Here is a 13,714-nt window from a genome sequence, read left to right on the forward strand (position 1 = left end):
TGTTGGGAAGGCAGTTACACCATGTCTGATTTATCGCCGACCGTCGTGGAGCGGGTACTCCAACAGGCCGGGCAACGACCTGACGGCATCGCCCTTCGGCGCTGCGATGGTATGAGTGCGTTGACCTACCGTGAGCTCGTCAGCCAGATGAACACCCTCGCCGCCGAGTTGTCCGCGAGGTCGGTGGTCCCGGGATCGAGAGTGCTGATCGTCTCCGACAGCGGTCCGGAGACCTACCTGTCGGTACTGGCCTGCGCGAGACTCGGCGCGATCGCCGTCATGGCGGACGCTCGACTCCCGGTGGCCGCCATGGAGCGATTCGCGCACATCACCGAACCTGCAGCGATTCTGCTGACACCGGGAAGCGCGTTGTCTGCCGAAGAGCTGGCGGGTGGGTTCGGTGAACTGCCGGCGATCGGTGTGCGGGTCCGCACGCCCGGTCAGTCAACGCCGTCGCAGGATCTGCCCGGGCTGCCTGCCCTGGGCGCCGAAGACCCGCTGGCGATGATATTCACCAGCGGCACGACCGGCGAGCCCAAGGCGGTTCTGCTTGCGAACCGTACGTTCTATGCGGTGCAGGACATCCTGCGGGAGGAGAAACTCGACTGGGTGGATTGGGTCGACGGAGAGACGACCTACTCGCCCCTGCCCGCCACCCATATCGGCGGACTGTGGTGGATCATCACGTGTTTGATGCGAGGCGGGCAGTGCATCACCGGTGGCGAGGGCGTGGCGTCGCTGCTGACGATCCTCGCCGACAACGATGTCGCAACGACCTGCGTCGTGCCGACGCTACTGGCACGACTGGTCGCCGAACTGAAGACCACAGGTGCGGCCCTTCCGTCGCTGCGACTTCTGGGATATGGCGGCTCGCGTGCGATCGCCGCCGATGTACGTTCGCTGGAAGCGACGGGGGTCAAGACCGCGCAGGTCTATGGTCTCAGCGAAACCGGTTGCACCGCCTTGTGTCTACCGACGGCCGACGGGTCGATCGCCAAGATCGAAGCCGGTGCGGTCGGGCGGCCCTACCCGGGGGTCGAGGTCTACCTTGATGCTGCGGGTACCGGCCCGCCGGCTGATCCTCGTGCCGGTGGCTCGGCGACCTCGGGAACGCTGTGGATCAAGTCTCGGGCGAACATGCTCGGGTATTGGAACAACCCCGACCGCACCAGTGAGACCCTAGTGGACGGTTGGATCAACACCGGCGACATCCTGGAGCGCCGAGAGGACGGCTTCTTCTACATCAGGGGCCGTTCGTCGGAGATGATCATCTCGGGTGGGGTGAACGTCGCACCCGACGATGTCGACCGCATCGCCGAGAACGTCCCCGGTGTTCGTGAGGCCGCCTGCTACGAAATTCCCGATCCCGAATTCGGGTCGCTCGTCGGCCTGGCCGTGGTGCCAGCGGCGACGCTGGACGAACTCGGAACCCGCGCCCTCAAGCAGACGATCGCGGCGACCTTTCGGCGCGAGGCCGAATCCATGGCGCGACCCACATCGATCGTGATCGTCACCGATATTCCCCGAACGCAGTCCGGCAAGGTGATGCGCTCGTCGCTGTCGACATCGATAAGCGAGGACAGGACCGGAACGGTCGTTCGTGGCTGAGGCCTTGCGGGACCGGATCGTTGCCGCCGTTCGAGACGTGCTGTACGTCGACGACTCGGATTTCACCGATGGCGACGACACCGACTTGAGGGAACTCGGTCTGGACTCGGTCCGATTCGTCCTGCTCATGAAACAGCTTGGTGTGGAACGGGAATCAGACGTCCCACCCCGGTTGGCCAACGAGTTGACGATCGCGGCCTGGGCCCGCGTGCTGGGGAATCCCGATGACCTCGCTTGACGAGGCGTCGGTCGACGCGATCCCCCTGACCAGTTCTCAACGGAACATCTACAACGGGGTGCTGCAGGATGACGATCCCGCGCTGTATCTAGTCGGCCGTAGTTACCAGTTTCACCCGCTGGCGCCGCGGCAATTCCTGGCCGCGCTGCACGCAACGATCATGAAACACCCCATCCAACTCTGCGTTCTAAGCCCGTCTGGTATCGCGGGCGACTACCCGGTTCTCGTCCCACGGCTTTCGGTCGACGACATCGTGACAGTCCGCAACGGCAGCCCGGCCGCAGGCAGCGGCGCGAACGATCTGCAACGGCTATGGGTGTACGGCATCGCGGACACGCCCCTGGTTCGATACATCGTCCGTACCGACTCGGGCGGGCAGGTCTGCGGTCTCGACGCGTTCACCCATCACATCCTGCTCGACGGCGGCGCAACGGGCCTCATCGAGTCCGACCTCGGGGACTACCTCTCAGCTCGCTTTCCTCCCGAAATCCCCTGTATCAGAGACGGTCTCACTAAAATTGCGGCAGCACACCAGCGTGAGGCGAGCAACGTGGCCGAAGCTCACGAACGGCTCACCGAGGCCGTTCGACGAGAGCTGGCCGAGGATGCGCGGAGCGGCGGATACGGCCAGAATTCCAGCGACATGCCGGGGACTGCAAGCCGCGGCGTTCGCGGTGAAACGGTGCGGATCTCCGGGCGTGCGTATGACGAGCTCGTCGCGTTGGGGGAGGCCGAGCATATTCCGCTGAATGTCTTGGTGACCGCCGCGGCCGCCGCCGTCGATGCGAGTATCCGGCAGAGCACCGTCAGCCTGTTGATCCACGCCGCGGACAACCGGTTCGGAGAGCCAGGCCTGGACGTCGCCACCTGTCTGGTCAACTCGGTGGCCCAACCGTCGCGATTCGCCCCGTTCGCCTCGGTCGAGGAGGTGGTGCGCACCTTGGACCGCGGCTATGTCCGTGCGGTACGCCGCAAATGGCTTCGAGAAGAGCACTACCGCCGGTTGTACATCGCGACCAACCGCACGACCCACGTCGAGGCGTTGACCCTCAACTTCCTGTCCGAATCCTGCGCGCCCGCGCTCCGTCCCCACCTGACCGACACACCGGTGACGACGGCGATCGGCCCGGTGGAGAGCATGGCGGTGGCCTGCGTTGTCGACGATGAGCGGGGTTGTCTCGAGATCGCCATCTGGAATCGGGCCGATCTGCCGGAGCAAGGTGCCGGCGTCGCGGCACGGATTGCCTCGACACTCGAAGCGATACCGGCCATGTGGCATCAGCCCATGGCTCTGGCGGTCGACGACTGGCTCGAAATCGGCCCCGACGGTGCACTGCGCCAAGCCGATTCGACGATCCGCCCAGCGCAACCGGCACCGCCGGCCTGGTTTCTGGACGCCGGCGGCGAGGTCGCGCCGCGCGTGCGGCGACACGAGCACATCGACCGGTGGGTGGCTTGGCTGGTGACGAACGGCATCGCCGCAGGCGACATCGCGGTGTTCACCGATGACGATACGGACAAGACCGTCGACCTGATGATCGCCTGTCACCTGGCCGGGTGCGCGTACAGTGCGTGCGATACCGGCGAGGAGCTGCACGTGAGGGCGGAATCCCTTGCACAGCAGGGCAATAGCGCCTCGGTGCACGTGATCGACGTGGCCGCAGCGCATCTTCCCACAGATTGGATCGCCGGCATTGCCTCACTCGTCGATCGACGGGTGCGGGAGGTGGCTACCGACCCTGGTTTGGCCGATATGCCGGCCTACATCATGCCGACCTCCGGTTCGACGGGGCAGCCGAAGCTCGTCGAAGTGTCACACGGCTCGCTCGCGGTGTTCTGTGCGGCGGTGCGCACTGCGTATGGCTGGCGAGCAGACGACACGATCCTCCAATGCGCCCCGCTGACATCGGACATCAGTGTCGAAGAGATTTTCGGCGCGGCCCACTGCGGGGTGCGTCTGGTCCGCAGCACCGCGGTGAAAGCCGGTGATCTCCAGGCTCTCGCTGACGACCTTGTGGCCCGGCAGGCGACCGTCGTCGACCTACCCACCGCGATCTGGCACCTGCTGTGCGACGACGCGGAAGCCCTGACGTCGCTGCGCGGCTCCCGGCTGCGCCAGGTCATCGTCGGGGGCGAAGCGATCCGGTCGACCGCAGTCGACAGATGGGTCGATGCCATTGGTTCACAGCAGATCTCGCTCATCTCCACCTACGGGCCGACGGAGACCACCGTCGTGGCAACCTATCTGCCGATAGTCTCAGCAGGGGTGGTCGTCGGCGAGGACACGCGGTCACGCCTGGGGCGCCCGATGGTCCCGGACACGGTGTTCACCGCCTTCGGCGAAGTCGTCATCGTCGGCGACCTGGTCGCATCCGGCTACCTGGAGACCGATAACCCGAGCTTCGGCTGGGTGGCCGACGGCCGCGGCCCCCGTCGCCGGGCCTTTGCCACAGCTGATCGCACTGTCGCGGACCCCGGGGGGTTTCCGGTTCTCGCCGGCCGCCGCGACGCGATCGTCAAGATCGGCGGCAGGCGAGTGGATACCGCCGAGATCGCCAAACTGGTCAGTGCAGAATCCGGGGTCACCGACGTGGCTGTCGAACAGTGTGATGGCTGTCTCGCGATCTGGTTCCAAACCCGCTCCGGCAACGACGAAGCCGTGGTAGTGGCACGGATCAGGTCGATGTTGAGCACCTTGCGAGTGCCTTCGTTCGTCGTGATGGCCGTGCCGATCATTCCACGCAAGGCCGGTGGCAAGGTCGACAGCGCGAAGCTTCCCGCGCCAACGGAGGTCACTGAGGCCCCGCCCGGTGATCACAGCACCGACCCCCGTGCGGTTGCGCTGGCCCAGATGTGGAGCCGTCAGTTGGGCAGGACGATCCGACCGGACTCATCGCTTCTCGATGAAGGGATCGGCTCGCTGGATCTCATCAGGATCCTGCCAGACACCCGGCGGCATTTGGCTCGGCATCTGTCGATCCTCGATCTGATCAGCACTGACAGTGCGCAGAACCTTGTCGACGATGCGGGCCCCGGGTTCGGCTGGCTCGATAGCGCAACCGCGGCTGCGATCGAGAACGACCTCGCGGACCTGCCGCAGAGCCGGACGCGCGATGCTCGGCACCCGGTCGAGCGCGGATCTCGGCCGATCGTCGTGCTCGGCGGATCCGGGATTCTCGGAACCGGCTTCGCCGAGGCGATTCTGTCGGCCAAGCAGGCCGGGCGATTACCTGCGGACGTCGTCATCGTCACGAGATCGTCACTGCCCGAAGGCGATCCGTGGTCCTCCTTACGCAACATGGCCGGGGTCCGGATCGAGGTCGTCCCGACAGGTTTCGGCCGCGCCGAGCTTGAGCGCGTACTGGACGAGACGGATCCCGGATCGGTGCTGAACTGCATCGGCAATACCAACGTCCTCGTGCCGTATCGCGACCTTCGCACCGCGAACGTGGAACTGGTCGCCGCGGCAGTGCGGGCATGTGCCCGGCGGGGCAGCAGATTCGTACACCTGTCGACGTTCGTGGTCACCGGGGACGTCACTGCGCCACACGTCATCGACCCCAGGGAAGCGCCGTATCCCTATGCGGCTTCCAAGGCGGTCGCCGAGCTGATCGTGGCACGGTCACCGGCTGAACTGGATTTCACTATCGTCCGACTGCCCAGGGTGCTCGGCCAACCCGAGCAGCTGGCCGGCTCAGCAGACATCCTGACTGCCGTCGCCGACGCGTGCGGAGCGTTATGTGCCTATCCGGCAATCACACTGACCGAGGACGTGACCACCGCGCATGCGGCCGGCGCCGCGATCCTTGGCCTGTTGCCCGGAGCGGGGGGACCAGCGGAGCTGGGCTGCGGGATCACTGTCCTGCGCGGGCAAGCCGTGCCATATGCGGAGTTCCTGAGCGACTATGGCCGGGATGAACTCAGTGCGAGGTCCTGGAAGGAGCTTCTGGACCAAAGTGATTGGGCGAAGCGCAACCCGAAGCGGTGGTCGGTCATCGACGCGTGGATCACGCTGGGCTTGCGAATCGGCGAGCGCACCTACGCCGAATTTCTGGCCGACTACCCGACTATCAGCCTCGATCTGACATCGATCACCGAAGTCCAGACGACACCCCAGCCGCTGCGCGAGCTATTGACCGCCGAGTTCGCCTATCGGATGGCGACCCACACCCTGACCAGTGAGGAATGGCAATGACAGACGTATCCGAATATCAGGACCGACGCATCCAGCTTGATGTGACCGGCATGACGTGCGGAATGTGCTCGGCCCGCGTTGCCAAGCAGCTCAACAAGATCGAAGGAGTCCGGGCGTCCGTCGACCTCGCCACCAAGATCGCGACCGCGGATGTCCGAGGTGACGTCGACGTCGCCGATCTCTGTGCCGTCGTCGAGAAGGCCGGCTATGGAGCGACGGAACGTTCCATCACCATCCTCGACGACGTTTCCGTGGTTGAGAGCGCCACACGCAGTCCCGTGCGGCACCTGATCGAATTCGCGTTGCTATTCCTCGGGTGGCTCGGCATTCGCGGTCGACGGCCGAAACCGGGCATATGACCCGCTCGGTGGTGATCGTCGGCTTTCCCGGAGTCCAGGGGTTGGACATCGTCGGGCCGCATGATGTGTTCACCGGCGCGGCGCTGCTGACCGAGGGTGGTTACCGGGTCAGCGTGGTATCGCAGGACGGCCAGCCGATTTCGACGTCCACCAGCCTGGCCGTCGTCGCGCACGCGATGCCTGATCCAGGCGATATCGACACCCTGGTGTTACCAGGCGGCCCCGGGATCGATGCGGCCAGGCAAGATCGGGACCTGGTGGCCTGGATCAAAACGGCGGCCAGCAACTCCCGCCGGGTGGTCAGCGTGTGTACCGGCGCGTTTCTGGCCGCCACGGCAGGACTGCTCGATGGCTGCCGGGTGACAACCCACTGGGCGTTCGCTGATCAGCTGGCCCGCGAATTTCCGGGCATCACTGTCGATCCCGAGCCGATATTCGTGCGCAGCTCGGCGTGTGTGTGGACGGCGGCAGGTGTGAGCGCAGGCATCGATCTCTCGCTTGCGCTCGTCGAGGAGGACTACGGCGGCGAAGTGGCCCAGGCTGTTGCGCGCTGGTTGGTGGTGTATCTGCGTCGGCCCGGTGGCCAGCTGCAATTTGCCGCGCCCCTGTGGATACCGCGCGCGGGCCGCCAGTCCATCCGGGATGTGCAGGAAGCGATCGAAGCCGAACCCGGTGCCGCCCACAGCATCTCCGGGCTGGCACAGCAGGCCGCGATGAGTCCGCGTCACTTTACCCGGGTGTTCACCGAGCAGATCGGCGAATCGCCGGGTGCCTACGTCGAACGTGTCCGCACCGAAGCCGCCCGCTGTCAGCTCGAGGAGACCGACGATACCGTCGTCACCATTGCCGAGCGGTGTGGATTTGGTACATCAGAGACCATGCGGCGGACCTTCATTCGCCGGATCGGTATCCCGCCCGACCAATACCGCAGAAGCTTCTCGTGGACGATCAGTTGATCTGCCGTTCGCGGCCGGCCCAAAACTGTTCACGGAGGGTTCGGCGCAGGATCTTTCCGCTCGGGTTCCTCGGGATCGTGTCGACGATGTGGAACGTTCCCGGTAGCTTGAATCGGGCGACGCGCCGCATCAGGAACTGCTCGAGGTCGTCGATTCGAAGATCCGCACCGGGTTTGGCGACGATGAACGCGTGAATGCATTCACCCCTGCGGACATCAGGGGCGCCGACCACCGCGCTGTCGTGCACTGACGGGTGAGCGTTGATCGCTTTCTCGACCTCGGCGGGATAGACGTTCTCACCGGACACGATGATGAGATCCTTGACGCGGTCGCGGATCACCACAAACCCGTCGTCGTCCAGATATCCCGCGTCACCCGTGCGGATCCAGCCGTCGACAATGGTCTCCGCGGTCGCCGCCGGGTTGCCGAAGTACTCGAGCATTTGCGCCGGGCTCCGCAGGTAGACCTCGCCGCAGCATCCGGGCGGAAGATCGGTCCCGGCGGGATCGCGGATGGCGACAGCAACTCCCGGGTACGGGCGACCCGCGGCGTATAGGCGCTCCCGTCCCGGCAGGTGCTCGCTCGGCGGCAGACATACCGCGGTATTTCCCGTCTCGGTCAGACCGTAGATCTGCGCGAAGTCACACGCGAACACATCGATCGCCTGGGCAAGCAGCTCTGGGCCGATAGGAGAGCCACCGTAGACGATCTTGCGGATGGTGACGAAGTTCGACGCGGCCACGCCGGGCTCGGACACCATCATCAACAGCATCGCGGGAACGAAACAGCTGACGGTGACACCATTCTCACGGATCGTCGTCACCGCATCCGATGCACCGAATCGCGGGATCACCACGCTCGGTATCCCGCGGTTCAGGGCCTGCGTCGCCCACCACATACCACCGATGTGAAACCCTGGAAGCGCGATCAGGCTGACGTCGTCGTCGCGCCAATCGACCCAATCCAGGCCGGCATCGTCCAGGAGTTCCCGTATCGCGGTGAAGGTACGGTGTGCCAGCACAACCCCTTTGGGGCGGCCGGTGGTACCGCTGGTGTACATCTGCACGACAGGCGTGTCGCGGTCGGCGGCGAATTCTGGGATGTCGAGTGCGAATGCCCCGTCGCGCCAGGCGGTGAAATCCTCGGCGGCTATCACAACGTCGGCCGTCAGATCGGTTCGGTCGGTGACGAGTATCCGGGCGCCGGCGTGATCGATGATGTAGTCGACTTCGTCGGTAGCCAGGCGCCAGTTCACCGGAACCAGGACTGCGCCGAGACGTGCACAGCCGTACAGCAACTCGTACAGGACCGGTGAATCGGTGGCGACGTAGACCACTCGGTCTCCGGCCGTGATGCCGGCCCCGGCAAGCGCCCGGGACACCGAAACCGACCGCGCAGCAAGCTCGGTGAACGACACCCGCATCGCACCGAAGATCAGGGCTGTGCGGTCCCCGCTGAGACGGACGTTGCGCTCGAGGGTCGAGACAAGGTCGAAATGACTACCACCCATTATGAATTCGTAGGCAGATCCACCAACACGATTTCGAACTCTCCCAGCGCGCTGCCGATACCGTCGTCGGTGAACTCGATGGTGGTCTGCAGAGCCAACAACGGTCGGGTCCGCCTGCGGAACTCGATGTCGGTGATCGACAGTCTTCCGTGATACGCCCGCGCATTGATCGGCTGCCGGAACCGGGTCGCCATCTTGCTGATCAGCACCGAGGGCAGTTGGCGCTGCCAATAGTCGTCCATCGTCCAGCCGGTCAGCTCGGGGATCAATTGGTCACGAACCGATGCCGCGAGCGTGTAATAGAAGAGCTGGTTGTAGGAGATGATGAACTCGACCGCGTTGAAATGGCCGGTTTCTTCGATATAGCACGATTGCTCGAACCCCAGTTCCCCGTCGCCGACGATCGCCGCGCCGCGCCGCGCGACTATCGCGCTCTTGAGGTAGATGGTGTCCTTGCCGACATACGGCGTCATCGTGCGATTCAGCAGAACCGCGTCGTCGTGCAAATATTCGGCCAGGCCCGGTTGCGATGTCTGCGTCATGCGGCGACCTCGGCGCTCAGGGGGTGTTCGTCGGTGACAGTCACGCGGAAGGACTCCGTGGGTTCGTTGGTCGGATTGTGCAGGGCTCGGTGGATCAAGGTCCGGTTGTCCCACAGCACCAGATCGCCGGGTTCATAGGTCTGCACGAAGATGTTCGGGTGCTCGTATGAGTCGTCCAATTGTCCTGAAGCGTCGAGCAGATCGTCGAGCAGGGATGTCGGCAACGCGTTGCCGTGCGCATCTTCGATGGCGTAGGTGAATGCCTCGGAGATGTAGAGAATCCGCTCGCCGGTCGCCGGATGGACAAGCACCGTCGGCCAGGTCTGCGGCGGTGTCACCCGTTCGATGTCGGCCAGAACCTCGCCGATCGGGCGATAGACGTCCGACGGCCGGATCTTCACATAGCGGCGGGCGCTGTGCTTGCTGACGGTACCGCCGACGGCCTCCTTGAGTCGCGGAGACAGGCGCTCGTAGGCGGTGGCCATATTGATGAACCGGGTACCGCGGGTACCGTGGGGCAGCTTCTGCGGATAGAAGAGGGTGAACGCGAACGGTTCCGGCATGAACTGGTAGTCGGCATGCCAGAAGCCGCCGGTCTTCGGCACACCGATCTGTCCCTCGGGGCGAGTGAGGTTCGAGGAGACGAAGATCAGATCGTTCTCCGGGTGGTGGTACATCGGCTCGTAGTAGGACACTGGCGTCCCGAAGTGGCGTCCGAGTTCCACGAATGCGGCGGGCTTGAGCTCTTGAGCTTTGAGGATGACGACCTTGTTCGTATAAATGTGGTGCCGAAGTAGTTGGATGTCATCGCTGGTCGCCACCGCCTGGTCGAAGTGGTGTACCTCGATACCGGCGTGGTCGTCGGATCTGGTCGTCAGTTGCATCAAGGGTCTTCCTGTCGCGGAGGGCGTCGGCCGGTGCGATCATGTCCGTTCTGCCAGTGGGCCAACGGATTAGGACGGCGGCGTCGAAGGCTGCGTAGACGCCTGCCACCCTCTCGTTGGTCGGTCGAGGTATTTGTCGGCAGATATTGACGCTTAGTTCCCGACGATCGACGATGTCTTCTTCGCATAGGAACCGTGAACGGCGGGATGTACATTGAGCGCCGCGCACCCTGGATACCGATAGCCTCTCGTGGCGCTGGATCGGCTCGGAAGAAGGGCCCACATGAACACCCCGATCGACAACACTCTGGCCTATATGGATCAGGGTTCGTTTCTCGGCCTACGCGCGCTTGGCCGAGGACCGGTCATCCAGTACATCTGGATCTACGAGAACGGCGTCGATCTCGACGGTCTGCGACGGTTCCAGCGCAACCTAAAGCACACGCTGGTGGCGCGTCTGATCGAACGATCGCCACTGCCGTTCGGCAGGCATCGTTGGGTGTCGTACGACGGACCCGCCGATCTCGATGTCGCCGTCTCGTTGCGGAGCCGCGACGAGGTCTGGGACTGGGTCGATGAGAGGTCCTTCGTCGCGATCGATCCGGAATTCGGGCCGCCCTGGCATCTCGGGGTGCAGCCGCTCATCGGTGGTGGTGCCGCTGTGTCGCTGGCGATTTCGCACACCACAGGCGACGCGGTGGCCGGGATGCTGGCCATCGCCGACGCCGTCAACGGCACCCGCCGGAACTTCGGATTTCCGCCGCCAGGGGCGCGCAGCCGTAGACAAGCGCTTCGGCAGGACATCGTCGTCACCGCCCGCTCGGCGCTGCAGGTCCCCGCCGCGATCACCGGCGGTATGCGGGTCGCTCGTGAACAGCAGGATGACCTGTCGACCTCGGCCAGGTCGGCGTCTCCCGCGTCATCGGCGTCTACGGGCGCCGAGCGGCTGGTGGTACCCAGGATCTACGGCTACGTCGAGGCGAAGGAGTGGGACGAGCGGGCCAGAGCCCTCGGCGGGACACGCAATGTGCTGTTCGCCGGATTCTCCGCTCGCGTCGGCTATCGCCTCGGTCGCGCGGACGGCGCAGGACGCATCGTGTTATCGGTCCCGGTGAGTGAGCGTACCGAGGGCGATACACGAGCGAATCCACTCAATTCCATTACGGTGCTTGCTAACCCGAATGAGGTCACAGACGATCTCGCCGGGCTTCGGGCGGCCCTGAAACAGGCGCTCGTCGAGCTCGCGGAATCGGGGAATTCGCTGCTAGCACCGTTGGCATTGATTCCGTTCACTCCGAAGGTGGCTGTCCGCCGCTTGGAGAACCTCGTGTTGAAGGTGGGTAAACCCGTGGGCTGCACCAATATTGGTGAGATGCCACCCGAGGTGAATCGGCCCGATGGTACTGATGCGGACTTTTTCGGCACCCGTGGCGGTGAAGCTGGTGTCACGGCACCGATTTTGGAGCGTCTGGGCGGGCACTTGCTGGTGTCGGCGGCATCGCTGCGTGACAAGGTGTGGTTCAGCGTTGCGTCGTGGGAGTCCGGCAGGATCAATACGAAAGCGGCAGTCTCCGATGTGGTGCGTGCCGCCCTCGACGATTTCGGTCTGCCGGCGACGATCGAATCCTAAACCGGTGGTGCAGGGTCGTATTGGATGTAGCGGCGGATCTCACGGGCGCGGTCGACGCCGGCAAGCCGGCTGATGAGATGCAGCGCCATGTCGATTCCTGCCGAGACTCCCGACGCGGTGATGATGTCGCCGTCGTCGACGAACCGTTCCTCACGCCGGACATCGATCGTCGGATCGAGCGTGGTCAGCCAGTCCAGCGAGGCCCAGTGAGTGGTGGCCGGTCGATGTGACAGCAGCCCGGCTGCGGCATACACCAGAGAACCGGTGCACACGCTGGTCATCAGGGGCACGACATCGCGTTGGCGCCGGACCCAATTTAGCCAGTCGTCGTCCTGCACCAGGGGGCGCACCCCATGGCCCCCGGGGTGCACAAGAACGTCGAGCGGCGGCGCGTCATCAAAGGAGCGGTGAGCCTGCACGACCAGGCCCTTGGCGCATAGCACCGGACCACCCGATCGAGACACGCAAGAGACGGCATATCCATCGTCGGGAAAGTGGTGGGTCCAGGTCGACAAGACCTCCCACGGGCCGATCGCGTCCAGTTCTTCGACTCCGTCAAACAGCACGATCCCGATGTTCTTGGTCATGGACGCCGAGTCCTTGAATGCTCAGCCCGCACGATCGTTGCGGATTGCGGCCTTGAGTAGATCCTCGCGGCCCCGCGCGACACGGGAGCGGATGGTGCCCACCGGACAACCGCAGACCGCGGCGGCCTCGGTGTAGGACAGCCCGAGCACCTGCGTCAACATCAGGGCATCACGCCGATCGGGATCCAGGCCGTCGAGCAGCATCTTGATCTCGACGATGTCTTCGAAACTGGCTGCTCTGCGTCGGGTGTCGAGCACGGGCTCCAGATCCACGGTCGAGGTGGTGCGCGGTCGGCTCTGGTTACGGCGGATCTGATCTACGACAACGCGACGAGCGATGGACAGCAACCACGTCCGCGCTGAGGACCGGGCGGTGAACCGCGGCAGCGATCCGAGCGCGCGCAGGAAGGTCTCCTGGGTGAGATCGTCCGCAGAACCGGGGTCACCCAAGAACGCGACGGTCCGCCAGACGTCCAGCTGGGTTGCCTTGATGAACTGTTCGAGTGCGGCAGCGTCGCCCCGACCGGCCGCGAGCGCCAGCCTGGTTATCTGGTCGTCGTCGCGTGCGCTCACGAAGAGCCACCTTAGGGGATTGGCTGGAGAAACTCTCCACCGGCGAAAGATCCAGTCGCTCCTGGGTCGGGCGATCCACCGCAAGCGCCGCGCTGGGGAACCAGAGCGTGCCGCCGCACGACTGAATAGCTAGGCGCGCGTGTGAAGGTGATGGAGGCGATCGGCTTTGGCAAAATTGAAACGTCTCGGCGACCTCGAACGCGCCGTGATGGACCATCTGTGGGACGTCGGTGGGCCACAGACCGTGCGCCAGGTCCGCGATGCCCTCTGCACCCAGCGCGAACTGGCCTACACCACCGTGATGACGGTTCTCCACAGGCTTTCCTATAAGGATCTGGTCGTCCAAATACGTGAGGATCGCGCGTATCAGTACATTCCGACCCACAACCGTGACGAACTGGTGGCCGGTCTCATGGTCGACGTCTTGGATCAGGTCACCGACTGCGGTGACCGGCAAGCCGCGCTCATGCATTTCGTCGGGCAGGTCGGAGTCGATGAGGTAGATGCGCTGCGCCGCGCACTCGCCGAGGCCGGCAATAACCCATCGAGCCATGCCGGCGATCACCGCCGCGGGCAGGGTCGAGAACGCGGTCCCGTTGCGCCGCAACAACTTCTGAGCGGATGGTGATGCG

At 64.5% G+C, this 13,714-nt stretch carries 12 protein-coding genes; 7 read left to right on the top strand and 5 right to left on the bottom strand.

The annotated features are described in order from the left end of the window. Window positions 1–21 precede the first annotated feature (21 nt). The 5 genes from fadD10 to G6N13_RS18050 are packed head-to-tail and all read left to right on the top strand — an operon-like array spanning window position 22 to window position 7,356. The gene (gene fadD10 / locus G6N13_RS18030; protein ID WP_163699170.1) at window positions 22–1,608 is read left to right on the top strand and encodes a fatty acid--CoA ligase FadD10; all 1,587 of its coding nucleotides are present in this window, start codon (window positions 22–24) and stop codon (window positions 1,606–1,608) included. A 4-nt stretch (window positions 1,609–1,612) separates the two neighbouring features. Then, window positions 1,613–1,846 (top strand): phosphopantetheine-binding protein, encoded by a 234-nt coding sequence (locus tag G6N13_RS18035; RefSeq protein WP_163702276.1) that lies wholly within the window; start codon window positions 1,613–1,615, stop codon window positions 1,844–1,846. Next, complete coding sequence (locus tag G6N13_RS18040; RefSeq protein ID WP_163699172.1) at window positions 1,833–6,041, top strand: AMP-binding protein; 4,209 nt, start codon at window positions 1,833–1,835, stop codon at window positions 6,039–6,041. The genes G6N13_RS18035 and G6N13_RS18040 overlap by 14 nt, the downstream gene beginning before the upstream one ends. Further along, window positions 6,038–6,400, top strand: a complete 363-nt coding sequence (locus tag G6N13_RS25935; protein ID WP_163699174.1) for a heavy-metal-associated domain-containing protein — start codon at window positions 6,038–6,040, stop codon at window positions 6,398–6,400. The genes G6N13_RS18040 and G6N13_RS25935 overlap by 4 nt, the downstream gene beginning before the upstream one ends. Next, a complete protein-coding gene (locus tag G6N13_RS18050) occupies window positions 6,397–7,356 on the top strand; it encodes a GlxA family transcriptional regulator (RefSeq protein ID WP_163699176.1) in 960 nt (319 codons plus the stop codon). Before G6N13_RS25935 ends, G6N13_RS18050 begins: the two co-directional genes overlap by 4 nt. On the opposite strand, the gene G6N13_RS18055 is transcribed toward G6N13_RS18050, so the two are convergent. Genes G6N13_RS18055 through scoE form a run of 3 tightly spaced genes read right to left on the bottom strand, consistent with a single transcriptional unit; the run spans window position 7,349 to window position 10,292 of the window. After that, window positions 7,349–8,866 carry an AMP-binding protein gene (locus G6N13_RS18055; protein WP_163699178.1) on the bottom strand — a complete coding sequence of 506 codons (1,518 nt, stop codon included), beginning with the start codon at window positions 8,864–8,866 and terminating at the stop codon, window positions 7,349–7,351. The genes G6N13_RS18050 and G6N13_RS18055 overlap by 8 nt on opposite strands. Beyond that, on the bottom strand, window positions 8,866–9,408 hold the full coding sequence (locus G6N13_RS18060; RefSeq protein WP_163699180.1) for an FcoT family thioesterase: 543 nt from the start codon (window positions 9,406–9,408) through the stop codon (window positions 8,866–8,868). The genes G6N13_RS18055 and G6N13_RS18060 overlap by 1 nt, the downstream gene beginning before the upstream one ends. After that, a complete protein-coding gene (gene scoE, locus G6N13_RS18065; RefSeq protein WP_163699182.1) occupies window positions 9,405–10,292 on the bottom strand; it encodes a (3R)-3-[(carboxymethyl)amino]fatty acid oxygenase/decarboxylase in 888 nt (295 codons plus the stop codon). Before scoE ends, G6N13_RS18060 begins: the two co-directional genes overlap by 4 nt. Before the next feature lie 283 nt (window positions 10,293–10,575). Between scoE and G6N13_RS18070 the strand changes: the two genes are divergently transcribed. After that, window positions 10,576–11,922 carry a hypothetical protein gene (locus G6N13_RS18070; protein WP_163699184.1) on the top strand — a complete coding sequence of 449 codons (1,347 nt, stop codon included), beginning with the start codon at window positions 10,576–10,578 and terminating at the stop codon, window positions 11,920–11,922. Here the strand turns inward: G6N13_RS18070 and G6N13_RS18075 are convergent. Continuing rightward, window positions 11,919–12,509 (bottom strand): DJ-1/PfpI family protein, encoded by a 591-nt coding sequence (locus G6N13_RS18075; protein ID WP_163699186.1) that lies wholly within the window; start codon window positions 12,507–12,509, stop codon window positions 11,919–11,921. The genes G6N13_RS18070 and G6N13_RS18075 overlap by 4 nt on opposite strands. Before the next feature lie 21 nt (window positions 12,510–12,530). After that, window positions 12,531–13,082: an RNA polymerase sigma factor SigC gene (sigC, locus tag G6N13_RS18080; protein ID WP_163699188.1), complete on the bottom strand. Its 552-nt coding sequence runs from the start codon at window positions 13,080–13,082 to the stop codon at window positions 12,531–12,533. Window positions 13,083–13,248: 166 nt separating this feature from the next. On the opposite strand from sigC, the gene G6N13_RS18085 reads away from it, so the two are divergent. After that, window positions 13,249–13,710 (top strand): BlaI/MecI/CopY family transcriptional regulator, encoded by a 462-nt coding sequence (locus tag G6N13_RS18085; RefSeq protein WP_163699190.1) that lies wholly within the window; start codon window positions 13,249–13,251, stop codon window positions 13,708–13,710. The last annotated feature ends 4 nt before the right edge of the window (window positions 13,711–13,714 follow it).

The sequence above is a fragment of the Mycolicibacterium sarraceniae genome (assembly GCF_010731875.1).
Taxonomy (GTDB): Bacteria; Actinomycetota; Actinomycetes; order Mycobacteriales; family Mycobacteriaceae; genus Mycobacterium; species Mycobacterium sarraceniae.